The following is a 23775-nucleotide window of genomic DNA, read 5'->3' as shown; positions in this document are numbered from 1 at the left end:
GCCGGTGACGAGCCACCCGGTGCCCACGAAATCGGAGGCGGTACACAGCGACAAAACGGCACGTCCGGTCCCGGCGTCACCGTGCTTGACAGCGGAAGTCATATCAACACCCGTTCTCAGACCTGAACTGAACTGGCACAGTAGCCGATCTCGGAGCCGCCGAAGCCGAGGATGCTCGCCACCATGTCGGTGCTGCCGAGGCGCCGGCGCTCCATGGGGGTGTGCCGGTGAGGATCGGGCGAAAGCGGCGCCGCGGCAACGGGCTCTCGCGCGGGCCCGGTCCGCGCGGGGAAGGAGGGGGTGAGAACGGCCATCGCTTGCGGTATGCTTGCGCGGCAGATTCGCACCACGAGCCGCGGACGAGGTGTGAACCGCGGCGGCGAGAACACGGAGGCGCGATGACCCGATGATCGAACGACGCCCATTCGGACGCACCAACCACTCGAGCACAGTGACGCTGTTCGGGGCCGCCGCCCTGGCGCGGGCCAGCCAGGCGGACGCGGACCGCGCGCTGGAGCTGCTGCTGCGACACGGGGTGAACCATATCGACACCGCCGCGCGATACGGGGATTCCGAGCTGCGCATCGCCCCGTGGATGGCGCGGCACCGGAAAGACTTCTTCCTCGCCACGAAGACCGGGTCGCGCACCGCCCCGGAGGCCCGCGAGGACATCCACCGCTCGCTCGAGCGCCTGCGCGTCGACCACGTGGATCTGATCCAGCTCCACTCGCTCGGACACCCGGACGACTGGGAGCGGGCGATGGGGCCGGGCGGCTCGCTGGAAGCGGCGATCGAGGCACGCGAGCAGGGGCTGGCCCGCTTCATCGGCGTGACCGGGCATGGCTGGACCATCGCCGCCATGCACCGGCGAAGCCTCGCGCGCTTCGACTTCGACACCGTGCTCCTGCCGTACAACTTCTTCATGGCCCAGGACGAGCGCTACCGGCGGAGCTTCGAGGAAGTGCTGAGCATCTGCCGGGAGCGCAATGTGGCCGTCCAGCTCATCAAGTCGATCGCGCGCGGGCCGTGGGCGACCACCGACCGGACGCACACCACCTGGTATCAGCCGCTCGAGGAGCCGGCGGACATCGACCGCGCGGTTCACTGGATCCTCGGCATGCCGGGCGTCTTCCTCAACACGGCGGGGGACCTCAACTTGCTGCCCCGGGTCCTGGACGCCGCGAGCCGTTTCGACCGCCGGCCCGCGGACGAGGCCATGGCGGCGATGCTCGGCGCCACGCGTATGACATCGCTGTTCGGCCTGGCGACCTGAAGGCCCGCCGCGCTCCGAGGCCATGATGGCATCTCTCAGTCGGCAGCGGGTGTCATCATGGTGAACGACGCCACGGCGACGAACGGAGCGTAGCCAGCACAAACGGTGTCTGGCGAAGCCCAGACGGCGGCTACAGCCCCCACCGGCGGGTGGGGCCTGGTCGACGAACCGCCCCACACGAAGAGGACGCCCATGACCATTCGCGTTGCCGTGATCGAGGTGAGCCATTGGCATGCGCTCCACGACGCCGCCTACCTGCGCCATCTCGTCGCCATGCCCGACGTCCAGCTCGTCGGCCTCCAGGACTCCGACCCCGCCCTCGTCGCGCGGCGAGCGGCCGAGGTGGGCCGTCCGCCCACCTTCACCGACCATCGCCAGATGCTGGCGGCGACGCGTCCCGACTTCGTGCTCGCCCTCGGCCGGCACCGGCAGATGGCCGGGATCGCGCACGACCTGCTCGACCAGGGCTATCCCTTCCTGATGGAGAAGCCCATGGGGATCAACGCGGTCGAGGTGGCAGCCGTGGCCGACAAGGCCGCCCGCTTGAAGCGCTTCGTCGCGGTCCCGCTCGCCCAGCGATACCAGCCCTTCGCCACGCGCGCCCGGGAGCTGCTCGCCGCGGGACGCTTCGGCCCGCTCTCGCACATGTACGTGCGGATCAACCGGCCCGGGCCGGCGCGGTACCCGGGCTGGGACTGCCCGTGGATGCTCGATCCCGCCGAGGCCGGCGGCGGCTGCCTCCGGAACCTGGGCTCCCACGGCTTCGACATGTTCCTCTACCTGACTGGCGAGGAGGCGCAGGTGACCGGCGCCCAGCTCAGCCGACGCGCCCACGCGCAGCGGGTCGAGGACTACGCCTCCGTGCTACTCCGCTCGACCGGCGGGATCCTCGGCACCATCGAGGTCGGCAACGGCTTCCCGCGCGACGGCACCGACGGCGAGTGGAAGATCGCCGGCCGCGACGCCATCCTCACGATGAAGGACGGGGTCCTCAAGCTCGCCACCGCCGAGGGCGACGAGACGATCCCGAGCGGGGACATCACGACGCCCTACTTCGCGGTGGTGCGCGACACGCTCGACCACTGGCGGCGAGGCGCGCCGCCGCCGATCAGCGTGCACGACTGCGCGCGCGCGGTGCGTCTGATCGACCAGGCGTACGCGCTCGCGGGGTGATCCGGCGGCGACGCGCGCGCGAGCCCAGCGTGACAGAGCGTAGATAACATAAAACCTGTTCTCGGACATGGCGGCCCTTGTCAGTGGTGGCGCCCCCCGACGCCTCTAGAGCCCGGGGACGGAGAGACGGGGTGGCCGCTTCGGGCGACTTGCGGAAGACTGAGGCGTCCCGAGGAGCGTTGCAACGGGTGCCGCTCGGCGCCCGCCGGACTCGGGCGAACCGAGCCATCCTTCGCTGAGGACTGTTGTCGGATTGCAAGACCTGGCCCCGGTTCGCACTCACACCCGAGAGCCCAAGATGGGCGAGGATCCGCTGACTGACGGCAGGGTCATTGATCGTGGCAATCAGCTGCATCCGCCCGACGCAGCGCAGGCAACGCAGGACGCCCAGGTCGAAAGGATGGCGTATCAACTTGAGCACACTCTTGCCGATGTCTTTCGGTCGACCTATGCTTCCGCCACCAGTGCTCCGAGGGACGGTCCCGCCTTGCTGGTGGTAGAACGCCGGCTCATCACGATGATTGGGAGGGCTCGATCATGGCGCCGGAGAGCGAATGAAAGTCGGTGCGCCTATCCGGCTATGGGAGGAAGATGGGCCGAGCCTGGACGTGCCGGCGGGAACGTTGAACGCGATTCTGAAGCAGGCGGGCCGGAGGAAGGCAGGGGGTGACGGATGATGCGGTACATGGTTGTGATCGAGCGGGGCCATACGAGCTGGGGAGCGCATGTCCCGGATCTTCCTGGTTGCGTTGCGGTTGGAGAGACCCGCGCGGAAGTGCTGCGCCTGATTCGTGAGGCAATGGAGCTTCACATCGACGGGTTGAGGCAGGATGGCTTGCCAGTGCCGGCCCCGAGCTCTGAGGGAAAGATCGTGGACGTGGGGGCCGCCTAGCGCCGCATCCATCGAAGAGCGCTCCCCGGGAGTACGCAGAGCGATTGCCCCTTCATCCATATCACTGAATCACACGATCCGGCTTTGAGGTCCTGGGGCAGGTCTTGCGTTCATGCATTGCCCGCCGGACCGGGCGGGCCGAGCAATCATTTGAAGTCATCTCAGACGGAGGATCGATGAGCCGGAACAGGGACATCAGGCACCAGCTCGAGATGGCGTCCGAGGCCATCGAAGCCCTGGACGCGGATCTGGCGGCCGGACGGCTCGGCGTTGAGGAGCACGGCCGGCGGCGGGCGGAGCGCGAGCGCGAAGCGGGCCGGCTCTTCGTGAGTCTCCAGCGGAGCCAGCGCGAGACCGGGGGGCACAGCGCGGGGCAGCCGCCGGCGCCGACGGGGCCACGGCCGTCGTGGTTCCGGAGTCCGCTGGCGATGGGGGCGGCCTCGGTGCTCCTGGTCGTCGTCGGGATCGGGGCGGGCGTCGGGGTCGGGCGATGGTTCACCGGGGCTCGGGAAGCCGCGGCGCCCGCCCCCGCTCCGTCTCTCGCGCCCGCCGGCGACCCGTCCGCTCTCATGACCGACATCGAGCTGCGGGCGCTCCGGCAGATCGCCGCCCGCGAGGACGCGCCGACCCAGGGCCTCCTCCAGCTGGCGCATGCCGCGCTCGACAAGGGCCGGCTCGACGAGGCCCGCCAGGTCTATGAGCGGGTGCTCGCCCGCGAGCCGCGGAACGTCGAGGCGATCACCCACCTCGGAGGCGTGCTCTTCCAGGAAGGGCGCGTGGACGAGGCGCTGGCGAAGGTCGAGGCCGCGCTCCGCATCGATCCTCGGTACATCCACGCCCATTGGGATCGGACGCAGTACCTCTTCTACGGCAAGCGGGACTTCCCGGCTGCTGTCAAGGCGGCGCGGGCGTTTCTGGTGGTCGTGCCCGAGGGGCCGGATGCCGACAGCGTGCGGAAGCTCATGGACGAGGCGCAGCAGAAGGGGGCCACGGGCGCCCCACGACGCCTTTTGAGCCCGGGGACGGAGAGATGGGGTGGCCGCTTCGGGCGACTTGCGGTAGACTGAGGCGTCCCGAGGAGCGTTGCAACGGGTGCCGCTCGGCGCCCGCCAGGCTCGGGTCTTCAATGAAACGGCGCTCACGAACTTTTTTCTAGTACAGAAAGGAGGGCGTGATGAGCGCCACACCGCACACGAAACAGTCCGGGGATTTCCGCGTCGCCGATCTTCTTCTCGCCGACTGGGGCCGCAAGGAGATCGCCATTGCCGAGGGGGAGATGCCGGCCCTGATGGCGATCCGGCAGGAGTATGCGGGGACCCAGCCCCTGAAGGGCGCCCGCATCGCGGGATCGCTCCACATGACGATCCAGACCGCGGTGCTCGTCGACACGCTCCAAGCGCTCGGGGCCGAGGTGCGCTGGGCGTCTTGCAACATCTTCTCCACCCAGGACCACGCGGCCGCGGCCCTCGCCGCCGCGGGCACGCCCGTCTTCGCCTACAAGGGCGAGACCCTCGACGAGTACTGGGAGTTCACGCACCGGATCTTCGAGTTCGGCGACCGCGGGCCCAACATGATCCTCGACGACGGGGGCGACGCGACGCTCCTCGTCCACCTCGGCATCCGCGCCGAGAAGGATCCCTCGGTCATCGCGCATCCGAAGAGCGAGGAGGAGACGTCGCTCTTCGCCGCGATCAGGAAGCGCTGCGCCGCCGAGCCCGGCTGGTACTCGAGGATCGGCAAGGAGATCCGGGGCGTCACCGAGGAAACGACCACGGGTGTCCACCGGCTCTACCAGATGGCGAAGGAATCGCGCCTCCTCTTCCCAGCCATCAATGTCAACGACTCCGTCACCAAGTCGAAGTTCGACAACATCTACGGGTGCCGCGAGTCGCTGGTCGACGGCATCAAGCGGGCCACCGACGTGATGGTGGCGGGCAAGGTCGCGGTCGTCGCCGGCTACGGCGAGGTGGGCAAGGGCTCGGCCCAGGCCCTCCGCGGCCTCCAGGCCCAGGTGTGGGTGACCGAGATCGATCCGATCTGCGCGCTCCAGGCGGCGATGGAGGGCTACCGCGTGGTGACGATGGACTACGCGGCGGCCTTTGCTGACATCTTCGTCACCGCCACTGGCAACTACAAGGTCCTCACGCACGAGCACATGCGGCAGATGAAGAACAACGCGATCGTGTGCAACATCGGGCACTTCGACAACGAGATCGACGTGGCCTCCCTCCGCCAGTACAAGTGGGAGAACATCAAGCCCCAGGTCGACCACGTCATCTTCCCGGACGGCAGGCGCATCATCCTCCTCGCCGAGGGCCGGCTCGTGAACCTCGGGTGCGCCACCGGCCACCCGAGCTTCGTGATGAGCTCGTCCTTCGCGAACCAGGTGCTGGCGCAGATCGAGCTCTTCGCGAACACGAAGAACTATCCGATCGGCGTCTACATCCTGCCGAAGCAGCTCGACGAGAAGGTGGCGCGGCTCCAGCTCTCGAAGCTGAGCGCGGTGCTGACCGAGTTGAGCGACGAGCAGGCGGCATACATCGGCGTCCCGAAGAGCGGCCCCTACAAGGCCGACCGCTATCGGTACTAGATGACGCCGGGACCAGCGCTGTCCGCCCGCGAGTGCCTGCCCCGCAACCCGGCGGGGTCCCTGCTGATCGGTCGGGCGTGGATCCCCGCGGAGGACGGCCCCGCCGTCATCGCCGTGCGCGACGACGATGCCGTGGACCTGACCGGGTCATACCCGACGGTGAGCCAGCTGCTCAACACCGCCAGGCCGGGCGACGTGCGCGCGGCAATCCAGGCCGCGCCACCTGTCGGGCGGATCGAGGCCATCATCGGCAACAGCGCGTAGGGGCATCGCGATCCGTCGCGGCCGTGGCTCCTCGCTCCGTGCGACCTCCAGGCGGTGAAGGCGAGCGGCGTGACGTTCATCGCGAGCCTGCTCGAGCGCGTCATCGAGGAGCGGGCGACGGGAAATCCCGCCCTCGCCGGCGGCGTGCGGCGCGATATCCAGGCGATCATCGGGCCCGACCTCCGCGGCGTCCGCCCCGGGTCCGCGGACGCCGCCCGCGTGAAGGACTTGCTCGTGGCGCGGGGCATGTGGTCGCAGTTCCTCGAGGTCGGCATCGGGCCGGACGCCGAGCTCTTCACGAAGTGCCCGGCGATGGCCCCGGTGGGCCTCGGGGCCCGCGTCGGCATCCACCCGGCGTCGGTCTGGACCAATCCCGAGCCCGAGCTCGTGCTCGTCATCGACAGCGCGGGCGCGATCGTCGCCGTGACCCTCGGCAACGACGTTAACCTGAGAGACGTGGAGGGACGGAGCGCGCTCCTCCTCGGACGCGCCAAGGACAACAACACCTCGTGCGCGGTGGGCCCGTTCCTCCGGCTCCTCGACGAGACCTTCACCCTCGACGCCGCGCGCCGATTGACCTTCGAGACCGTGGTGGAGGGCGTCGACGGCTTCCGCATCACGCACACCACGCGGGTGAGCGAGATCAGCCGGGACCTTGCCGACCTCGCGTCGCAGGCCATCGGCCCCTACCACCAGTATCCCGACGGTCTCCTCCTCTTCATCGGGACGATGTTCGCCCCCGTCGACGACCGGGACGCCTCCGGCAGCGGATTCACCCACAAGATCGGGGACGTCGTGAGCATCCGGGCGCCCGAGCTCGGCGCGCTCGTCAACGAGGGCGTCACGTGCGATCAGGCGGACCCGTGGACCTTCGGGGCGGGCGCGCTCATGGCGAACCTCGCGCGGCGGGGCCTCCTCGCCCCCCGCCCCGCCCGCTGACTGCAGCCGGGGTCAGGTCTTGCATTCATACATTGCCCGCCGGACTTGGGCAAACCGGGCAAGCATCTGCTGAGGTCTGATGTCGTATTTCAAGACCTGACCCCGTCTACGATGCCTTGCGGATGGGAAAGGCCGGGGGAATGATGCGGTCGACGCCGGCGCCGTCCCAGCGCCAGTTGGGCACGTGGCTCCAGAAGTCCTGGGTCACCTGCCGCGCCTTCGCGTAGACCTCGTCCTCGTCGATCTGGACGGTCCGGCCCCCCTGCACCAGGATCTTGCCGTCCACGATCACCGTGTCCACGTCGCGGCCGCAGCCGGCATCCACCAGCGCCTTGATCGGGTCGGCGTAGACCGGCGCGCCGAGGTGATCGATGTTGATGAGCACGATATCGGCCTTGGTGCCCGGGGCCAGTCGGCCGAGATCGTCGCGGCGCAGGAACTTGCAGCTCGCCAGCGTGGCGGCATTGAAGACGTCGCGGGGTTGGCCGGCCTGATAGTTCGCGTCGGCGACCTTGGCCAGTATGGACGCCCAGCGGAGCTCGGCCACCATGTCCATGGGGAAGGTGTCGGTGCCGATGGCCACGTTCACGCCGGCGTCGAGATAGCGCTGGAACGAGTTGAGCGTGATGGCCATCTTGGCGTACTTGTACGGACAGTGCCCCACGGTGGCGCCCCGCTCGGCGAGCACGCGCAGGTCGTCGCCGAACGGATAGTGGGTCCAGAGATGCGCGGTGGTGAACACGCCGTGGCCGATGAGGGCGCGATCGTCGAGGAAGCCGATATCGGCCAGAAACTGGATAGGCGTCTTGCGATACTCGTCCATGATCCGCTGGAACTCGATGAGGTTGCCGCCCGCATGTGTGTGCACGGGCACGTCCAGCTCGCGCGCGGCGTCCTTGCAGGCGCGCAGCAGGGGCTCGCTGCACGTCTCGACCTGCGACGGGTTCAGCATGCCGCGCAGACGTCCCTGCGCCGCGCCGTCGTAGGAACGGATGAAGGCCACCGCGTCCTTCAGCCCCTGCGTGCCGAGAGCGGCATCGTAGTCGTAGTAAAGCCGCCCCTGGGCGTCGTGGAAGGTATTGCGGTCGCGGAAGGGCGGGCTCCCGTACACGCGCACACCCAGCTCGTCGACCAGGCGCACGTATCCTTCCCAGTCCCCTCGCTGGCCGCCCACGTCGATGATGGTGGTCGCGCCCTGCTTGAGGGCGTGGAGAAAGACGAAGGTGCGGAGCGCCGCAGCCGCCTCAGGAGGCGGCGGTGTCATCTTGCCTTTCAGCGGCGCGGCGAAGCTCATGTAGTTGGAGGTGCGGTAGTCGTTCTGCGCCATGTCGAGCAGGAGGTAGTCGCCGCCATTGCCGGACGTGTGCACGTGAGTATTGATGAATCCGGGCGAGACGAGCTTGCCCCGCGCCGAGAGGCGAGCGTCGACCGCCCCCGTGTACGGCCCTCCCGCGTGCACGATACGGTCGTCCTCGAAGACGACGCTCCCCTGCTCGTGCACTTCATGGCCCTTGCCGTTGAACGCCACCACCCAGCCGCCTTCGATGAGGGTTTTCATGGCGGCATCGATAGCAATAGGCATCCGCCATGTCAAGACGGCCTTCCGCCCGGGGGGAAATTGACAAGCTCCCGAGCCTCCCATACTGTTCGTTCAACCAACAGGGGGTCTTCGAGCATGAGGCTCACCGGAAAGACGGCGCTCGTCACGGGCGCCAGCCGCAATATCGGCCGTGCCATCGCGCTGGCATTCGCCGCCGAGGGCGCGGATCTCGTGCTGAACACGCGCGCCAATCGCGATGAGCTGGAGGCGGTGGCCGCCGAGTGCCGCAAGGCCAGCGTGCGCGCCGTCCCCGTACTCGGGGACATCGCCGACGCCGCGGCCGTCGAGGCGATGGTGAAGCAGGGGCTCGCCGAGCTGGGGGCCATCGACGTGCTCGTCTGCAACGCCGCCATCAGGCCGCACACGGCCGTCACCGAGACATCCCTCGACGACTGGCACCGCGTCCTCGGCGTCAACCTGCATTCAGCCTTCTACCTGGCGCGAGCGGTCGTGCCCGGTATGAAGGAACGCAAGCGGGGCAGCATCATCGCCATCGGCGGGCAGTCGAGCCTGACTGGGCGGCCCAACACGGCTGCGGTGACCGCGGCGAAGACCGGCCTCCTCGGCTTCGTGCGCGCGCTTGCCGCCGAGCTTGGCCCCTTCGGCATCCGCGCGAACATGGTGATCCCGGGCACGATGGACACCGAGCGGCGCTACGCCGAGTGGTATCCGGAGTTTCGCCAGGCGCCGCCGGGCGCGGCGGAGCAGCTCAAGCAGATCCCGCTCGGGCGCCTCGGCAGGCCGGAGGAGATCGCCGACGCCTGCGTCTTCCTCGCCTCCGACGCCTCCGCCTACATCACCGGCGACGAGATCCGCGTGATGGGCGGCCGCATCATTGGCTAGGGATCCCCACGTAGCGGCGGTCGTGGCGCTGGCTCTCCTGCTGGCGCCCGCGGCGGCGGCGGCCAGCTGCGCACCCTCGGACATCCCGCGTGACGCGCCCATGGCTCTGGTGCTCTCGGGCGGGGGCGCCAAGGGGGCGTACGAGGCCGGCGTGGCCGCCGCCTTCGTGGAGCGGGGGCTGCCCATCCGGCTCGTGGCGGGCTCCTCCGCCGGTGCGCTCAACGCCGCCATGATCGCCAGCGGCCGGGCCGACCGGCTCGAGGCGATGTGGCGTTCGGTCACGCGCGAGCAGGTCTACTCGCTGCGCGCGGCGGTGTTCTTCGCGGGCTTCCTGCCGGGCTGGCTCACCCTCCTCGTCCTCAACGAGACCAGCTCGCTGTTCGATCCGGCGCCGCTACGGGACTTGATCACCGCCTCCCTCGACTTCGACCAGATCGCGGCCTCGCCGGTACGCCTGCTCGTGACGGCCACCGATCTCACCAGCCGCGAGAAGCGCGTGTTCGACAACCGCACGGTGACGGTGGATGCGCTCATGGCGGCCTCGGCTGTGCCCGGCCTCTTCCCGCCCGTGGAGGTAGACGGCGCGCTCCTGGTGGACGGCGGCCTGACGGGCCGCGCGCCGATCCTGGAAGCGCTTGAGGCTGACGCCTCCCTGGGCCGCGCCGTGGTGGTCATGAGCTACGCGCCGACGGAGCGCGGCGCCCCGCCTACCACCATGCGCCGCGCCCTCGAGGAAAGCTTCGAGCTCGTCATGATCCAGCAGATCCGGCGGGATACCGAGCTGGCGCGGTTCCGTCACCCGGCGGTGGACGTCCAGCTCCTCGTGCCCTCGTCCCCACTCCTGCTCCGTCCAATGGACTTTGACGCGGACGCCATGGCGCGGCTGCTCGCTCTCGGGCGCGCCGACGCGCTCGCGTGTCTCGAGGCCTGGCAAAAATGAAGCGCGGGAGTCAATGCGTCAATGCAAGACCTGACCCCGCTCAGGGCTTCTTGAGCTTGAGGTCCTCGTAGGGCGACATGTAGAAGCCGGGAACTCCGGTGGCCAGGATGTCCTCCACGCGCGGTCCGATCCCGGTGGGAAAGCCCAGATGGTACACGGGCGCCTGGGTCACCTGCTCCTGCAAGATGCGCTGGATCTGAAACAGGACCGCCTCGCGCTTCTTCCGGTCCAGCTCCCTGGCCTGACGACGGAAGAGGCCGTCGATCTCGGGCAGCGCGCCGAAGGCGAAGGCCCCGTTCTTGGTCACGAAGGACTCGAGCCGCGTGGCCGCATTGCCCGAGACCCCGCTGATGGTGAGGACTACACCATGCAGCTTCTTCTCCCGCCACGCCGTCATGAACGCCCCACGCTCCATGGCGCGCATGCGCGTGCGGATGCCGACAGCCTGAAGCCATCCCGCGATGGCTTCACCCATGGAGTTATAGGGCGGGAAGGGCGTGATCTCTCCGGCGTCGAAGCCGTTGGGGTAGCCGGCCTCGGCGAGGAGCTGGCGGGCACGCTTTGGATCGTAGGGAGGCGCGTCGACCGCCAGGGCGAAGTCGAAGTCGCGCGGCACGATGCTGCCGGTGGGCCGTGACAGGCCCAGCGTCTCGGCCTGGTTGAGTGCCTGGCGGTCGATGGCGAGGCTGGCGGCCAGCCGCACGCGCCGGTCGGCCCAGGGCGACTTGGGATCCCACTGATCCGGAAAGTCGAGCCAGAAAATGCCGAGGAGCGGCGCCACCAGGCGCAGTCCCGGCGTGCGCCGGATGTCGTCGGCGGTGGGCCCGGTCAGGAGAAAGGCGACGTCGACCTCCCCGCTCTTGAGCGCGGCCGCGCGCGTCGTCTCATCGGGCAGGCTCCGGAAAACCAGGCGCTTGATCGAGGGGACTTTGCGCCAGTAGCCCTCGAAGGCTTCGAGCACCAACTCGACACCCGGGTTGAAGCTCACGAATTTGTACGGGCCTGCGCCGATGGGCGCCTTGCGAAAGCCGTCTTCACCCACCCGCTCGACGTACTTCTTGGGCACGACCCAGCCGGCGCTGGCGACGAAGGTGCCGTAGAAGGCCGGGAAATCCGGCCACGGCTCCTTGAAGACGAATCGCACACGGTTGGGCGCGGGCGTCTGGATCTCCTTCACCGTGTCCTTGAGAATCTTCGCTCCCCCGCCCCGGTAGCGCTCGAAGGAGAACTTCACGTCGTCGGCGGTGACCGGATCGCCGTTATGGAACTTGGCACCATGCCGCAGGATGAACTCGGCGCTGAGCCCGTCCTTGGCCATGGACCACGACTCGGCCAGGCTCGGGGCCGACCCGCTTCCGGGCATGGGCTTGAGCAAGCCGTCGTGGAGCGCGTAGAGGAGGAGAAAGGGCGTGATGGTGCTCTCACCCTCCGCGGGGTCCAGCCACCGCGTCACGGGACTGAAGTGCATCGCGAAGGTGAGCGTGCCCTCGGGCGCCGCCCCAGCGTCCGACGTCCCGACCAGCAGGAGCGCGGCGCAGAGGAGCGGCACCCACTGACGAATTGGTCGAACTCGGGTCATGGATTGACACCCTCCCTTGTGAGGCAGACTCGCTCGCGCGCCCATCTTACTCGATGCCGAGGGCATTCGTGCAGGCGGGCCGAGCGATCCTTCGCTGAGGACTGTTGTCGTATTGCAAGACCTGGCCCCGGTTCTCACACCTCGGGTGAACCCGTAAGTCTCATGGCGGAACATCGTCCGAGTGGATGTAAGATGGACGGTGTGAAGCAGGCGGTTTTTTACCTCACGTACAATGGCATCGTCAGTAATACCAATGGAATTGGAACGCAAGCGAAGACGTTTTTAGCTGGGCTGACTACCTACTACCCGGCTCTGACCAAAGCATTCGGCGATTTTGATGTCCACGTGATTACTCAGATTCCCTACGCGGGCAACTGGGGCTATTCAGCGACTGACCGGCAGTACGCCGAAGATACTGTCGCTCAGCTAGGTGGGAGGGTCCATTACTGCCCGTACCGAACCGCTGACTATGAACTCTGGACGCCAGCCGGGTGGCAGGCGGCTTCCCTGACCGCCAGCGCGATTGTTCTGGAGGCGGCCATTCATTACGACCGCATTCTGGTGGTTGCTAATGATCTCCCGTTTCTCCACACGCCGCTGTATCTTGAATTAGCCAAGCCAATGGTCGGTCGGCCCAACTGCCACATTCAGTCCCTCATCGCTCTCTACACCAGTGCCTACGTCCACACCAGACACGCGGTTGACCTCGAGCGGGTTGCGTGGGAACAGGTCGGCCTTACGACGGCCCGTCACCATCCGGATGTTAAGCTCGCTCGATATGGTGAGTTTATGCACCGACATTTCATTGAGCACTATGGGGCCGATGCCTTTCAAAGCGTCCCATATACTTCGAGTCTGCTGCTTGAGCACTCCGACTTCAAACCGATGCCGCCAGAACAGGTCCAGTCGATCTTAACCAGCAATCATATCCCCCTGGACGAACCGCTCATCTTCGCCTTTGGCCGAGCCGACTGGGTAAAGGGCTTTGATATCTTGCTCAAAGCAATGGCCGCAGTCAACAACCAGGCACATCTCGTCTTGAATGTGGTCCCGTACGCGCCGGACGCACCGATTTTAAACGAATACCGCGAGCTGATTGAGGCCAATGGTCTGGCCGCCTCCCTCTCGGTCGGTTACAGCCGAGAATTGCCCCGGGCCCTTTGCCAATGGACAAACACCCGGGCCGTCGTCTGTCCGTCGCGAGGTGAGCCGCTGTCCAATATTCCCTTTGAAGTTGCCCTCTGGGCAAACAATCAGGGACCCGTAATCGTCTGCGCCGCCCTCGACGGCTACCTGGAGCAGATTGAAGACGGCCAGGACGGGTTTTTGTTTGACCCAACTGAACCGGGCGATCTGGAACGGGTCTTGACCCAAGTCCTGGTCCTAACGTCCGCGCAAAGGGCTACTTTCCGCCAGGCCGCCTACCACAAAGTTATCCGACAACGGGATTGGCGAGCGAATTTTAAGGAGATGCTTGGATGTTTTTGGCGAGCTCGAAATGACTGATCAGTCGTCGCCCAGCCAACAGCCGGCGATTAGCGTGGTTATAGCCGTCCGAGACCGGGCGGAGCTACTTCGTGAAGCCTTGATCTCAATCCAGAATCAGACCTTGAGCGATTGGGAATGTATTGTTGTTGATGATTACAGTCACGACGATCTTCAGGTCATCGTCTCAGGTTTTAACGAGCCGCGGTTTCGCTACCATCGCAACCCCGGGAAAGCGGGGGTGTCGGCCGCGCGCAATCACGGTAACCGACAGGCCAAAGCTGATTGGATTGCCGTCGCCGATTCAGACGACATTAACCTGCCCAACCGGCTCGAAACCACTCTGCACTACCTGAGTACTCACCCGGACACCGATGTCATCTACGGTACTATCTATGCTTTCAAGACCGGGGAATCTTCATTGGAACCCTGGGGCCGGACTCAATCTTATAACCGAGAACTCCTGTACTCCCTTAACTTCATTCCTCACAACTCGGTGACGTACCGTCGGGCGCTGGTGAACGCCATTGGCTACGATGAAGAGCTGGAGGGCGCCGAAGACTACGACCTGTGGCTGTCCCTGGCTGATCGTCACGCCCGCTTCGCCTTCATCGCCGAAACGATGGTCCTTTACCGCCGACACGCCGATCAATTCTCAACTGACCCGGTCCGCAAAAGCCAGATGTATGACAACTCATATAAAGTGATGGCGGCCCACGCTCGCTTCAAGTCGGCTGAGTAATCGCGAGCCGAGGCTTGATCGTCAGGCCGAGACAGACTACCCTCGGAGTCCTGCGGCCGGGGGTCGGGCACGCCCTGGCCCGCGGGCTAATGACGATGCGCTATCGCGCGGACGCGTATATCGACGAAGCCGACAAGCGTAAGACGCTCGAGGAAGACGTGCGCCGCGGGCTGACGGCGAGCCCCAAGACGCTGCCCCCGAAGTACTTCTACGACGCCATCGGGTCCAAGCTGTTCCAGGACATCACCGAGCTTCCCGAGTACTACCTGACGCGGACGGAGGCGGGGCTCCTCGAGAAGCTCGCGCCCGGGCTCATGCGTGAGCTCGCGCCCCGGGACATCGTCGAGCTCGGCGCGGGAACGGCGGCGAAAACCCGGTGGCTCTTCGATGCTCGCAATGGCCTCCGCGAACCCCTGCGCTATGTTCCGATCGACGTCGACGAGCCGACCATCCGGGCCGGGGCGGCTCGGCTCATCGCCGACTACCCTTTCCTCCGCGTGCGTGCCCTCGTCGCCGACTTCGAGCGGCACCTGGAGCACGTCCCCTCGCCGGTCGGGCGCCGGCTGGTGCTCTTTCTCGGCAGCACGATCGGCAACCTCGACCCTCCCGTCAGGCAGCGACTGCTCACCGAGGTGCGCGCGCTGCTCCACACGCAGGAGGACCGGTTCCTCGTCGGGCTCGACCTCGTCAAGGACGTCACGGTGCTCGAAGCCGCGTACAACGACGCGAGCGGAGTCACGCGGGAGTTCAACCGGAACATCCTCGAGGTCGTCAACCGAGGCGTGGGCTCCGACTTCCGCCCCGCGGCATTCCAGCACGTCGCCTTCTACGACGAGGTAGAGGCCCGCATCGAGATGCACCTCGTCCCCGGCTCCACGCAAGAGGTGCGCCTCGGCCGCCTGGGGCTGACCATAAGCGTCTCGCCGGAGGAGAGCATCCGAACCGAGCGCTGCTACAAGTTCAGCCGCGCCTCGGCCCAGGCCATGCTCGGGGACGCCGGGCTCCACCTCGAGCGCTGGCACGTTGACTCGGACGATTACTTCGCCCTCGCGGTCGCCGCACCGGCGTAGCGGCGAGGCCGGCGGATCCTGATCGCCACGGAGGAGGGCACCCCATGCACCCACATCTGACCGTCGGCAACCATTTCCCGGACCTCGAGCTGCCGGATCATCGAGGCGAGCTGGTGCGCCTCTCCAAGCTGGCGGGAGAATTCCCGCTCGTCGTGAGCTTCTACCGCGGGTACTGGTGACCGAAGTGTGGGTGCCAGGTACGGCACCTGACAGAGCTCCAGGACGAGCTCGCCGTCAACTACTGCAAGCTCGCGGTGGTCGCGACGGACCCGCCCGAGGTCTCGGCGGCGTTCCGCACCGGGCTCGGTGCCACCTTTACCTTCCTGAGCGATCATGAACGGCGCGCCATCTCGCAGCTCGACATCGTGGAGATGACGCCGCCCGGCTTCCGGTACGGTCTCGTGGCAGTGCCCTACACTTTCTCGCTTCTACCCGACCTCACGATTCATCGGATTTACAACGGTTGGTGGTATGTCGGTCGGCCGACGCTCGAGGAGCTGCGCCAGGACTTGCGCGCGATGATGGAGCGCTGCCGGAGCGACTACGTCTATCGTGAGCCGGCGCCGGATGCCGCCGTCTGAGACGTCCCGCGGCGCAGGCGATTCGGACCCTGAGGCCTACACGCAGCCCACGCCCCGGCTGCTGTACGTCCATGACGATCTGAGCGACGAAGTGAGGGAGCGTCTCGGTCCCGACTCCCCGGCCGTCGCCCTCACCCGCTCCCTGCTCGAGCTGCTCACCAGGGATGGCGAGCGGGTCGTGGTCCTGACCATGGACGAGCAGCTCGATCGGGTCATCGCCCAGGGCCGCCACGCCCCATTCGATCTTACCCTCGGCATCGGAAGGGCGGGGGAGCGCGTGGCTCTGGCGCTGCACGCAAGGTCGGGCTGGTTCCCGCGCGTGCGTCGTCTCGGGCTCACTCGGGAGGAGGACGGGCGCGGTAGCTATCACCTGGTCAGCACCGTGCCGGCCACGCTCGCCGTCCAGCTCGAAGGCATCGAGGCCTGCGACTCGCTTGCCGTGGTGGACGACACCGTCTTTTCGGGTCTCACGCTTCGAAGCGTCCTCGAAGCGCTGCCTCCCGCGCTACTTTCCCGGACCCACGCCTTCTGCCTCCGTGGCGTGGCGGACTCGGTGGCGGCCATCACGAGGCTCTGCCCGGTCACGGCGGGCGTGGCCGCTCCGGGACGCATGCTGGAGGACGTGAGCTTCATCAATGCCACCGGGCTCGTGCTCCGCGTGGGTATCCGGCGCCGCGGACTACCACCTCTGGCCTTCTTCGAGCGGCCGGAGTGGATCCGCGCGTGGTTCCCGGGCAGAGACCGCGAAGTCGTTGCCGCCTGCCGGCGCCTCAACGCGCTCTTCGAGACCGCGAGCTAGCCTCCTACCGGCGCAGGCCACGCGGGGACGGCGAGGCGGTCCAGAAGCTCGAAGGCGTTCCCGCCGCCTTGAGGAAGGCCGCTGAGGGTAGTCCGCCTCAGCCTGACGATCAAGCCCGGACTCGGAATTGCTCTTCGCCCCCCGCGGTTCGGCTCGCCGTGTGGATCGTTCCGACGTACACTCTGTCACAGTCCCGTATGGTCCTTTCCTTGCTACGTCCTGGGCTTGGTCGAGTCGTGACCAATGGAGGGTTGGCATGGCTGAGACAGTGGTCGAGCGGCTCTCGGCAACATGGGCGCGGACAGACCAGATCTTCGAGATCCTCGCCCCCAACGCGTTCCTCGCGCAGCCGATAGCGCTGCGCCATCCCTTTATCTTCTACGTGGGGCATTTGCCCGCCTTCGCTTGGAACCACATCTGCGCCGGCGTCCTGGGGCAGCCCTCGTTCAATGCGGGCTTCGACGAGCTCTTCTCCCGAGGCATCGATCCCGATGTCGACGACCCCACCCACTGCCACGCCCATCCGGAGATCCCGGATAGCTGGCCGCCGCTGGAAAAAGTGCTCGCCTACCGTGACCGCGTCCGGGCCGCCGTGCTGGACTCCGTGGACGCGGTGGTCGAGCGGGCGGGAACGCATGTCATGGCGCGCGACGAGCGCGTCTTCACCATGGTCATCGAGCATGAGCTCATGCACCAGGAGACGCTGCTCTACATGATGCAGCAGCTCGCCTTCGATCTGAAAGTGCGCCCCTCCTGGCTTCCGCCTGTCACGCTCGGCCGGGGACGGCCGCCGGCCACCGTGCAGGTGCCGGCGGGCACGGCGACGCTCGGAGCCGGCCTCACCGATCTGAGTTTCGGCTGGGACAATGAATTCCCTCCTGTCCAGGTCTTCGTACCAAGCTTCCGAGTGGATCAGACGCCGGTAACGAACGGGCAGTATCTCGCCTTCGTGAAGGACGGCGGATACAGCCGTCCCGAGCTTTGGAGCGATGGGGACTGGGACTGGAGTCGCGCGGAGAAGCTCAATTCCCCGCCCGTGTGGACGGAGAAGGACGGACGGTGGCTCTACCGTGGGCTCTTCGATCTTCTTCCGCTCGACAGCGTGGCAGATTGGCCGGTCTATGTGAGCCTTGCCGAAGCGCGGGCCTATGCGTGCTGGCAGGGCAAGCGGTTGCTCACCGAGCCGGAGTTCCACCGCGCCGCATTCGGAGATCCCACTGGAGCCGAGCGGGCGTTTCCCTGGGGGGTAACGGCGCCTGGCGAGGGACACGGGAACTTCGATTTTCGATTCTGGTCGCCGACGCCGGTGGGCGCGCATCCGGAGGGAGCGAGCGCGTGGGGGGTACACGAGCTCGTCGGCAATGGATGGGAATGGACACTGACACCATTCACCGGCTTCCCGGGATTCGAGGCGTGTATCCCGGGGTACCCGGGCTATTCGGCCGACTTCTTCGATGGCAAGCACTTCGTCCTCAAGGGCGCCTCGTGGGCGACGGCGGCAGAGCTGGTGCGCCGGAGCTTCCGAAACTGGTACCAGGCACACTATCCCTACGTCTTCGCCAAGTTCCGCTGCATCTCTATCGACTGACGACTCCTCGTCAGCGTGCGGCGGGTGCGCTCATCGCCGACAGCCGCCGGTCGAGCACATCCCAGTCCGTATTGGCCAGGAACGCCTCGATGTACTTCGGGCGCTGCGCCGGCGCGTAATCCAGGATGAAGGCGTGCTCCCACACGTCCATCACGAGGATCGGGATGAATCCCGCGACATTGCCCACCTCGTGCAGCGTCACCCAGTGGTTGGACAGCTTCCGGGTGTGGGGGTCCTGATAGCAGATGGCCCAGCCGACACCCCGCATCTTGCCGACGCTCACGAAGGCCGTCTTCCACACGTCGAAGGACCCAAAGCTCTCGGCGGCGGCCCGCGCGAAGGCGGAGCTCTTGTTGGGCTCACCCGCCGCGCCGCGCGTGAGGTTGTCGAAGTAGTACTGGTGGAGGACCATGCCGTTGTATTCGAAGCCGAGTCGCCGGGTCAGCTCCGAGTAGGCGGGCATCTCCTCCTGGTCGACCTGGCCGTCCTTGAGTATGCCGGCGAGATGCTCGGTGAGGCGGTTCGTTTCGGTGACATACCCCTCGTAGAGCTTGAAGTGCATCTCGAGCGTCTTGTCCGAGATGCCCTTGAGTCCGGCCAGGTTCCACTGTCGAGCCTTGTAACTCGGTATCGTGCCCATCGTCGGTCCCTCCAATCCGTTCGTGGTGGACAGCTTTGGGGAGCGGGTCACGCCGCTCCCACCTGCCTCATGATTGATGCCTGCCGGGATCTTAGCAGAACTCGCGGAATGAGCGGTACCCCAGGCCAGCCATGCCGTGGCCGGTTCCGGCCTCTTCAGCGAGTCCATCGGGCCCACCCACACCTCCATCAGCCTCTCCGAACAGGCTGTCCGTGACCTGTACCCACTTGGGGCTTGACCGGCGCCTGCGGCCGGTGCTCTATTCGCCTGCAGCGGGCAATCTAGCGGCCCGTCGGAGATAGGCTCGCGTGATGTGATCGCGGTTCGAGGTCCGGCGTTGCCGGCGCAACCGAGCTTGGGGGAGTTCACTAAATGAAGCCGGGCCACTACACCCTTCTGTCCTTGGGTACGATCGCCGGCATCCTGCTCCTCTGGTACGCGGTGACAGCCCTCCGGCTCGTCAAGCCATTCGTTCTCCCGTCGCCCGGGGATCTCGGCAGCGAGTTCCTGGTTCTCATGGCCCAAGGCTATGCGCAGAAGCCGCTCAGCGAGCACGTCCTGTCCAGCCTCGCGCGCACCTTCACCGGCTTGGGGCTCGGGCTGGCCGTCGGCATCCCACTGGGCCTCGTCATGGGCGCGAACCGCACGGTCTTCGCCATCCTCTCGCCCATCTTCTCCTTCATGCGCCCGATCCCTCCCATCGCATTCATTCCGCTGATGATCCTCTACTTCGGCATCGGCGAGTTCTCCAAGGTGTTCCTGATCTTCATGGCCGCGCTCTGGTACGTGGTGCTGAATGCCTCGGCGGGGGTGCGGGCGATCCCGCAGGATCTCCTCCGCACGGCGCAGAACCTCGGGCTTACGCGGGCGCAGATCTTCCGGCACGTGATCTTCTGGGCGGCGCTGCCGCAGATCATGACGGGAGTGAAAACGGCCACTGCCATCTCGTGGGCGATCGTGGTGGCGGCCGAGCTGATCGCAGCCCAGGCGGGACTCGGTTTCATGGTGATGGACGCGACGACCTTCTTCCGGGTGCCCGACGTCTACATCGGGATCATCATCATCGGGCTGATCGGCCTCACGCTGGAGGGGATCACTCGAGCCCTCGAGGTGTCGCTGCTTCACTGGCAGGGCCGATGACGGGGCAGAGGCATTGACTGGGGCAGGACGTTGACGGCTCACATGGAGCTCAGGGGCGTGGGCAAGGTCTTTCCGCCGCTCCACCGGGGGCAGGAGCCGGTGAGCGCGCTCGAGGACGTGGACCTCGCCGTCGCCGAGCGCGAAATCGTGGCGGTCATCGGCCCCTCGGGGTGCGGGAAGACCACGCTCCTGAACCTGGTGGCCGGCTTCGAGCGACCCACCGCGGGGACGATCCGCGTGGGGGGACGGCCGCTCGGCCCGCCCGGGCCGGATCGCTCGGTGATCTTCCAGTCGCCGGCGCTCTTCGGCTGGCTCACCGTGGAGGAGAACGTGGTGTTCGGCCCCAGGCATCGCGGCGAGGCGCGGGGGGATTACCTCCCGCGCGCCCGCGAGCTGATCCGCGCGGTCGGCCTCGAGGGCTGGGAGGGCCACTACCCCTACCAGCTCTCGGGCGGGATGCGCCAGCGCGTGCAGCTCGCCCGGGCGCTGATCAACCGTCCGGGGGTACTCCTGATGGATGAGCCCTTCGGCGCCCTCGATGCCATGACGCGCGCGCGGATGCAGGAGCTCGTCCTCCGCGTCGGGGGCGTCTACCATCCGACCCTGCTCCTCGTCACTCACGACGTGGAAGAGGCCATCCTCTTGTCCCATCGCGTCTACGTGATGACGAAGCGGCCGGGACGCATCAAGCTCACCCTGACGGTTCCCTTCGCGGCGCCGCGGAGCGTCGATCTCGTCGGCTCGGCCGAGTTCGCCGCGCTCAAGTACTCCCTGCTCAAGTCCCTCTTGGAGGAGGAGATGCCATGAAACGATTCCCCGTGGTGTTCGTCCTGCTGACAGCCCTTCTGGTAGCGCAAATCACCACGCTCGCATCCGAGGCTATGGCGCAGGCCCCGATTAAGATCCGGTTCGCCTGGCAGCCGTACAACGCGGTGCTCTTCTACACCGCCCGCGACCTCAAGCTTTTCGAGAAAGCGGGTCTGGACGCCGAGCTGGTGAAGTTCACGGCCGGGCCGCCCCAGTTCGCCGCCTACCGAAGCGAGAGCATCGATGCCGGTCTCTTCGGCACGGCGGGTTACGTGGTGGGGCTCTCGCAGGGGCTCGACCTCAAGAACGTCTACATCCAGATCATCTCGGCCTACGCCGACGGCCTCGTGGTCCAGCCCGACAGCGGGATCACCACGCTCAAGGACCTCAAGGGGAAGAAGATCGCCTTCCTGCGCGGTACCAGCGCCCACATCGGGCTCGTGACGGCGATCCAGAAAGCCGGGCTCAGCCCCGCGGATGTCCAGATGGTGACGATGGACATCACCAACATGGTGCCGGCGTTTTCCAACAAGGACGTGGACGGCGCCTATGCGTGGGAGCCGTGGATCTCCAAGATGGAGGCGGCCGGCGGGAAAGTGCTGACGCGCACCATCGACCTCGGCCTCAACACCTCTGACCACTGGGTCGTGCGAGAGAAATGGGCGAAGGCGAACCCCGAGGGCATGCGCCGCCTCGTGCGCGTCGTGGACTTGGCCTACGAGGCGTTCACGAAGGACAAGAGCGTCGCCATCCGGGCGACCGCGGAGAACCTGGGCGTGAGCGAGGCCGTCGCGAAGCGAATCGTGGACATCAACCCGGTGCTCTCGCTCCAGCAGATGGTGGATCCCAGGTTCGAGTTGTCTCTCCTACCGGGCGCGGGGAATCCCGGCGCCGCGGGAATGATCCAGCGGGTTGGCGACTTCTTGCTCGCCCAGGACATCATCAAGGTCAAGATCGACGGCAAGGCCGCGGTGGGCGGCTCCTGGGTCGCCGAGTACCTCAAAGTGAAGCGATAGACGCACGCATGACGAGAGCCCGCTCGAACCGTCACCCTGCTCCCGAGACTCACACGGCGGCGGAACCCACCACCCGCCGGCGAGGCCGGACGGCGTCCGCCACGAAGCTGTCTCGGCGTCGCCAGCTGGCAGGCCTGTCCCTGGAGGCCTGGCAAACCGAGCTGCGACGCCAGTTCGGGCGCGAGCAGCCCTTCCTCGCCGCCAACGCCGGAGATCACCCCGTCTTCTCCGAGTGCAACGTCACGAACCCTCAGAGCGGGAGCACATACCGCGCCGCCATTCGCGGGCTCGAGCCGGGGTGCATAGCTGACATAAAGCCCCTTCCCGGACACGGCGGCCGGCCCTTGTCACAGCTTCCGCCGTCGACGAGGTCGCCGGTCGCCAGCACGACGTCGGGGCGCGACCTCATCCCGAGCAGGTGCGCGACGGCGCGCGCGAGGTAGGGCGCCGTGTCCACGTGCCGGCAGGTGAGGACGCTTCGGGCCTGATGTGCATGTCGGTGATCTGGGCGATCAACATACTTTGGGAGCGCGGTTTCCGGGGAGATTCGCTCGTCGTAGCCCCTTCCCTCACTTTGCTATGCTTACCTTGCTATAGGGCCCGGAAACGGACATTTCAAGTATGACACTCATATTGACCGTCGCAAACTCGCGTGGCGTGTATCAGTCATCCGACTACCAGCTAACCGACAGGGATACTGGCGCGCCCGTGTCCGATCGCCCTGGGTCCAAGCAATTGCAAGCGGGATTCAAGGGGCTGCATTTGCAGCTCGCCTTCACAGGAATCGCGGCCGTTGGCGGAGCTTCGTCGGCTCAACGCACGATCGATTGGCTGTCCGCAGGGCTGAAAGCGTTGCCACACGATTCCAAGCTCCAAGACATCTGCAACTCGCTTTCGAAGCGCGGGACCGCAGCAATGAAGCCGCACGGACCGCGCGGCATATTGACGCTGATTCTTGCAGTCGCCGTGATCGGCGAGTCGTTTCGCGTGGCGGTGATCTCAAACGCGCGCTGGGGTCAGCAGCCACCTCGGGCGAAGAATTACTTCGACATTGCAATTCACACGATCGCGAAGCCGTTTCATCTCATTTCAGGATTCCGCGACTGTGTTCCTCGACGTGAGCAGCATCGTCTGAAGGCCCTTGCGAGAGCTGCTGATAGCCCGCCCGCAGAGATTCTCGACGCGCTAACCGCCATTATTGAGTTTTGCGTAAGTAATAGAACGATGGGACAATATGGGACATGAGACCCATAGGATCCGCAGCGAGTCTGGAGAAACGTCGTCGTCGTGCAGTGGAGATGTCGAAGGAAGGAAAAGGGATTCGGGAGATCGCACGCCTGGTCCGAGCGTCGCCCGGAGCCGTCCATCGCTGGATTCAGGATTGGAAAACACACGGGAATGGAGCGCTCGCTGCCAAGCCGACACCGGGCAGGCCCCCAAAGCTGGCCGGACAGCAGCGCAAGACACTCGAGAAGCTCCTGCTGTCCGGAGCAATGGCCTCGGGCTTTTCCAACGAGCTGTGGACTCTGAAGCGGATCGCAAGGCTGATTCACAAAGAATTCGGCGTCCGGTATCATCCGAGCCATCTCTGGCGTGTGCTCCAGTCTTTCGGGTGGAGTTGCCAGGTGCCGGAGCGTCGTGCGATCCAGCGCGACGAAGAGGCCATACGCCAGTGGGTGCGTCACAAGTGGCCGGCAATAAAAAAAAGCGCGAAGACTTGGCGCCCACATCGTATTCCTCGATGAAAGCGGCTTCATGCTCATCCCGACACGTCGCCGGACATGGGGGATCAAGGGACACCCACCGATCGTTCG

At 66.4% G+C, this 23775-nt stretch carries 21 protein-coding genes, 1 pseudogene and 1 riboswitch; of the genes and pseudogenes, 18 read left to right on the top strand and 4 right to left on the bottom strand.

Annotated elements, in window-relative coordinates; genetic code table 11:
• Positions 1-116: 116 nt before the first annotated feature.
• Positions 117-314, bottom strand: coding sequence for a hypothetical protein (locus tag Q7W02_01770; protein ID MDO8474916.1), 198 nt, complete (start codon positions 312-314; stop codon positions 117-119).
• Positions 315-406: 92 nt separating this feature from the next.
• Between Q7W02_01770 and Q7W02_01765 the strand changes: the two genes are divergently transcribed.
• The 6 genes and pseudogenes from Q7W02_01765 (at position 407) to Q7W02_01740 (ending at position 7131) form a co-directional block, all read left to right on the top strand.
• Positions 407-1273 (top strand): aldo/keto reductase, encoded by an 867-nt coding sequence (locus Q7W02_01765; protein ID MDO8474915.1) that lies wholly within the window; start codon positions 407-409, stop codon positions 1271-1273.
• A 192-nt stretch (positions 1274-1465) separates the two neighbouring features.
• On the top strand, positions 1466-2446 hold the full coding sequence (locus Q7W02_01760) for a Gfo/Idh/MocA family oxidoreductase (protein MDO8474914.1): 981 nt from the start codon (positions 1466-1468) through the stop codon (positions 2444-2446).
• A 676-nt stretch (positions 2447-3122) separates the two neighbouring features.
• A complete protein-coding gene (locus Q7W02_01755) occupies positions 3123-3338 on the top strand; it encodes a type II toxin-antitoxin system HicB family antitoxin (GenBank protein ID MDO8474913.1) in 216 nt (71 codons plus the stop codon).
• Positions 3339-3514: 176 nt separating this feature from the next.
• Positions 3515-4405 (top strand): tetratricopeptide repeat protein, encoded by an 891-nt coding sequence (locus Q7W02_01750; GenBank protein ID MDO8474912.1) that lies wholly within the window; start codon positions 3515-3517, stop codon positions 4403-4405.
• A gap of 2 nt (positions 4406-4407) precedes the next feature.
• Positions 4408-4485, top strand: a riboswitch (S-adenosyl-L-homocysteine riboswitch).
• A 27-nt stretch (positions 4486-4512) separates the two neighbouring features.
• Positions 4513-5928: an adenosylhomocysteinase gene (ahcY, locus tag Q7W02_01745; GenBank protein ID MDO8474911.1), complete on the top strand. Its 1416-nt coding sequence runs from the start codon at positions 4513-4515 to the stop codon at positions 5926-5928.
• A pseudogene (locus tag Q7W02_01740) lies at positions 5929-7131 on the top strand (fumarylacetoacetate hydrolase).
• A gap of 106 nt (positions 7132-7237) precedes the next feature.
• Here the strand turns inward: Q7W02_01740 and Q7W02_01735 are convergent.
• Positions 7238-8689 (bottom strand): chlorohydrolase family protein, encoded by a 1452-nt coding sequence (locus Q7W02_01735; protein ID MDO8474910.1) that lies wholly within the window; start codon positions 8687-8689, stop codon positions 7238-7240.
• A 117-nt stretch (positions 8690-8806) separates the two neighbouring features.
• On the opposite strand from Q7W02_01735, the gene Q7W02_01730 reads away from it, so the two are divergent.
• Both Q7W02_01730 and Q7W02_01725 read left to right on the top strand, forming a co-directional pair.
• Positions 8807-9574, top strand: coding sequence for an SDR family oxidoreductase (locus Q7W02_01730; protein MDO8474909.1), 768 nt, complete (start codon positions 8807-8809; stop codon positions 9572-9574).
• On the top strand, positions 9567-10514 hold the full coding sequence (locus Q7W02_01725) for a patatin-like phospholipase family protein (protein MDO8474908.1): 948 nt from the start codon (positions 9567-9569) through the stop codon (positions 10512-10514). The genes Q7W02_01730 and Q7W02_01725 overlap by 8 nt, the downstream gene beginning before the upstream one ends.
• Positions 10515-10554: 40 nt before the next feature.
• Here the strand turns inward: Q7W02_01725 and Q7W02_01720 are convergent, their stop codons facing one another.
• Positions 10555-12093: an ABC transporter substrate-binding protein gene (locus Q7W02_01720; protein MDO8474907.1), complete on the bottom strand. Its 1539-nt coding sequence runs from the start codon at positions 12091-12093 to the stop codon at positions 10555-10557.
• A 192-nt stretch (positions 12094-12285) separates the two neighbouring features.
• On the opposite strand from Q7W02_01720, the gene Q7W02_01715 reads away from it, so the two are divergent.
• The 6 genes from Q7W02_01715 to Q7W02_01690 all read left to right on the top strand — a co-directional run bounded on the left by Q7W02_01715 (position 12286) and on the right by Q7W02_01690 (position 18358).
• Positions 12286-13599, top strand: coding sequence for a glycosyltransferase family 4 protein (locus tag Q7W02_01715; GenBank protein ID MDO8474906.1), 1314 nt, complete (start codon positions 12286-12288; stop codon positions 13597-13599).
• Positions 13592-14320: a glycosyltransferase gene (locus Q7W02_01710; GenBank protein MDO8474905.1), complete on the top strand. Its 729-nt coding sequence runs from the start codon at positions 13592-13594 to the stop codon at positions 14318-14320. Before Q7W02_01715 ends, Q7W02_01710 begins: the two co-directional genes overlap by 8 nt.
• Positions 14321-14415: 95 nt before the next feature.
• A complete protein-coding gene (gene egtD, locus Q7W02_01705; protein ID MDO8474904.1) occupies positions 14416-15390 on the top strand; it encodes an L-histidine N(alpha)-methyltransferase in 975 nt (324 codons plus the stop codon).
• A 44-nt stretch (positions 15391-15434) separates the two neighbouring features.
• The gene (locus tag Q7W02_01700) at positions 15435-15971 is read left to right on the top strand and encodes a redoxin domain-containing protein (GenBank protein MDO8474903.1); all 537 of its coding nucleotides are present in this window, start codon (positions 15435-15437) and stop codon (positions 15969-15971) included.
• Positions 15958-16770: a hypothetical protein gene (locus tag Q7W02_01695; protein MDO8474902.1), complete on the top strand. Its 813-nt coding sequence runs from the start codon at positions 15958-15960 to the stop codon at positions 16768-16770. Before Q7W02_01700 ends, Q7W02_01695 begins: the two co-directional genes overlap by 14 nt.
• Before the next feature lie 256 nt (positions 16771-17026).
• Entirely contained in the window at positions 17027-18358 is a 1332-nt protein-coding gene (locus Q7W02_01690; GenBank protein ID MDO8474901.1) for an SUMF1/EgtB/PvdO family nonheme iron enzyme, read from the top strand.
• Positions 18359-18368: 10 nt separating this feature from the next.
• Here Q7W02_01690 and Q7W02_01685 read toward each other — a convergent pair whose 3' ends face one another.
• On the bottom strand, positions 18369-18998 hold the full coding sequence (locus tag Q7W02_01685; protein MDO8474900.1) for a Fe-Mn family superoxide dismutase: 630 nt from the start codon (positions 18996-18998) through the stop codon (positions 18369-18371).
• Between the two features lie 372 nt (positions 18999-19370).
• Here Q7W02_01685 and Q7W02_01680 point away from each other — a divergent pair, with 372 nt between their 5' ends.
• The 4 genes from Q7W02_01680 to Q7W02_01665 all read left to right on the top strand — a co-directional run bounded on the left by Q7W02_01680 (position 19371) and on the right by Q7W02_01665 (position 23206).
• Positions 19371-20138, top strand: a complete 768-nt coding sequence (locus Q7W02_01680; protein ID MDO8474899.1) for an ABC transporter permease — start codon at positions 19371-19373, stop codon at positions 20136-20138.
• A 42-nt stretch (positions 20139-20180) separates the two neighbouring features.
• Positions 20181-20945: an ABC transporter ATP-binding protein gene (locus Q7W02_01675; GenBank protein MDO8474898.1), complete on the top strand. Its 765-nt coding sequence runs from the start codon at positions 20181-20183 to the stop codon at positions 20943-20945.
• A complete protein-coding gene (locus tag Q7W02_01670) occupies positions 20942-21961 on the top strand; it encodes an NrtA/SsuA/CpmA family ABC transporter substrate-binding protein (protein MDO8474897.1) in 1020 nt (339 codons plus the stop codon). The genes Q7W02_01675 and Q7W02_01670 overlap by 4 nt, the downstream gene beginning before the upstream one ends.
• A gap of 621 nt (positions 21962-22582) precedes the next feature.
• Positions 22583-23206 carry a hypothetical protein gene (locus tag Q7W02_01665; GenBank protein MDO8474896.1) on the top strand — a complete coding sequence of 208 codons (624 nt, stop codon included), beginning with the start codon at positions 22583-22585 and terminating at the stop codon, positions 23204-23206.
• Positions 23207-23775 lie beyond the last annotated feature (569 nt).

It is taken from the genome of Candidatus Rokuibacteriota bacterium, assembly GCA_030647435.1.
In the GTDB taxonomy this organism is placed as follows: domain Bacteria; phylum Methylomirabilota; class Methylomirabilia; order Rokubacteriales; family CSP1-6; genus AR37.
Note: the sequence above shows the minus strand (reverse complement) of the source record. Positions and strands in the feature narration are given on the sequence as shown.

What these genes read in the sequence shown, in the direction of transcription:
- Q7W02_01770 (MDO8474916.1), bottom strand. Translation starts at nt 314, where the DNA reads ATGGCCGTTCTCACCCCCTCCTTCCCCGCGCGGACCGGGCCCGCGCGA.
- Q7W02_01765 (MDO8474915.1), top strand. Translation starts at nt 407, where the DNA reads ATGATCGAACGACGCCCATTCGGACGCACCAACCACTCGAGCACAGTG.
- Q7W02_01760 (MDO8474914.1), top strand. Translation starts at nt 1,466, where the DNA reads ATGACCATTCGCGTTGCCGTGATCGAGGTGAGCCATTGGCATGCGCTC.
- Q7W02_01755 (MDO8474913.1), top strand. Translation starts at nt 3,123, where the DNA reads ATGCGGTACATGGTTGTGATCGAGCGGGGCCATACGAGCTGGGGAGCG.
- Q7W02_01750 (MDO8474912.1), top strand. Translation starts at nt 3,515, where the DNA reads ATGAGCCGGAACAGGGACATCAGGCACCAGCTCGAGATGGCGTCCGAG.
- ahcY (MDO8474911.1), top strand. Translation starts at nt 4,513, where the DNA reads ATGAGCGCCACACCGCACACGAAACAGTCCGGGGATTTCCGCGTCGCC.
- Q7W02_01735 (MDO8474910.1), bottom strand. Translation starts at nt 8,689, where the DNA reads ATGAAAACCCTCATCGAAGGCGGCTGGGTGGTGGCGTTCAACGGCAAG.
- Q7W02_01730 (MDO8474909.1), top strand. Translation starts at nt 8,807, where the DNA reads ATGAGGCTCACCGGAAAGACGGCGCTCGTCACGGGCGCCAGCCGCAAT.
- Q7W02_01720 (MDO8474907.1), bottom strand. Translation starts at nt 12,093, where the DNA reads ATGACCCGAGTTCGACCAATTCGTCAGTGGGTGCCGCTCCTCTGCGCC.
- Q7W02_01715 (MDO8474906.1), top strand. Translation starts at nt 12,286, where the DNA reads ATGGACGGTGTGAAGCAGGCGGTTTTTTACCTCACGTACAATGGCATC.
- Q7W02_01710 (MDO8474905.1), top strand. Translation starts at nt 13,592, where the DNA reads ATGACTGATCAGTCGTCGCCCAGCCAACAGCCGGCGATTAGCGTGGTT.
- egtD (MDO8474904.1), top strand. Translation starts at nt 14,416, where the DNA reads ATGCGCTATCGCGCGGACGCGTATATCGACGAAGCCGACAAGCGTAAG.
- Q7W02_01695 (MDO8474902.1), top strand. Translation starts at nt 15,958, where the DNA reads ATGCCGCCGTCTGAGACGTCCCGCGGCGCAGGCGATTCGGACCCTGAG.
- Q7W02_01690 (MDO8474901.1), top strand. Translation starts at nt 17,027, where the DNA reads ATGGCTGAGACAGTGGTCGAGCGGCTCTCGGCAACATGGGCGCGGACA.
- Q7W02_01685 (MDO8474900.1), bottom strand. Translation starts at nt 18,998, where the DNA reads ATGGGCACGATACCGAGTTACAAGGCTCGACAGTGGAACCTGGCCGGA.
- Q7W02_01680 (MDO8474899.1), top strand. Translation starts at nt 19,371, where the DNA reads ATGAAGCCGGGCCACTACACCCTTCTGTCCTTGGGTACGATCGCCGGC.
- Q7W02_01675 (MDO8474898.1), top strand. Translation starts at nt 20,181, where the DNA reads ATGGAGCTCAGGGGCGTGGGCAAGGTCTTTCCGCCGCTCCACCGGGGG.
- Q7W02_01670 (MDO8474897.1), top strand. Translation starts at nt 20,942, where the DNA reads ATGAAACGATTCCCCGTGGTGTTCGTCCTGCTGACAGCCCTTCTGGTA.
- Q7W02_01665 (MDO8474896.1), top strand. Translation starts at nt 22,583, where the DNA reads ATGACACTCATATTGACCGTCGCAAACTCGCGTGGCGTGTATCAGTCA.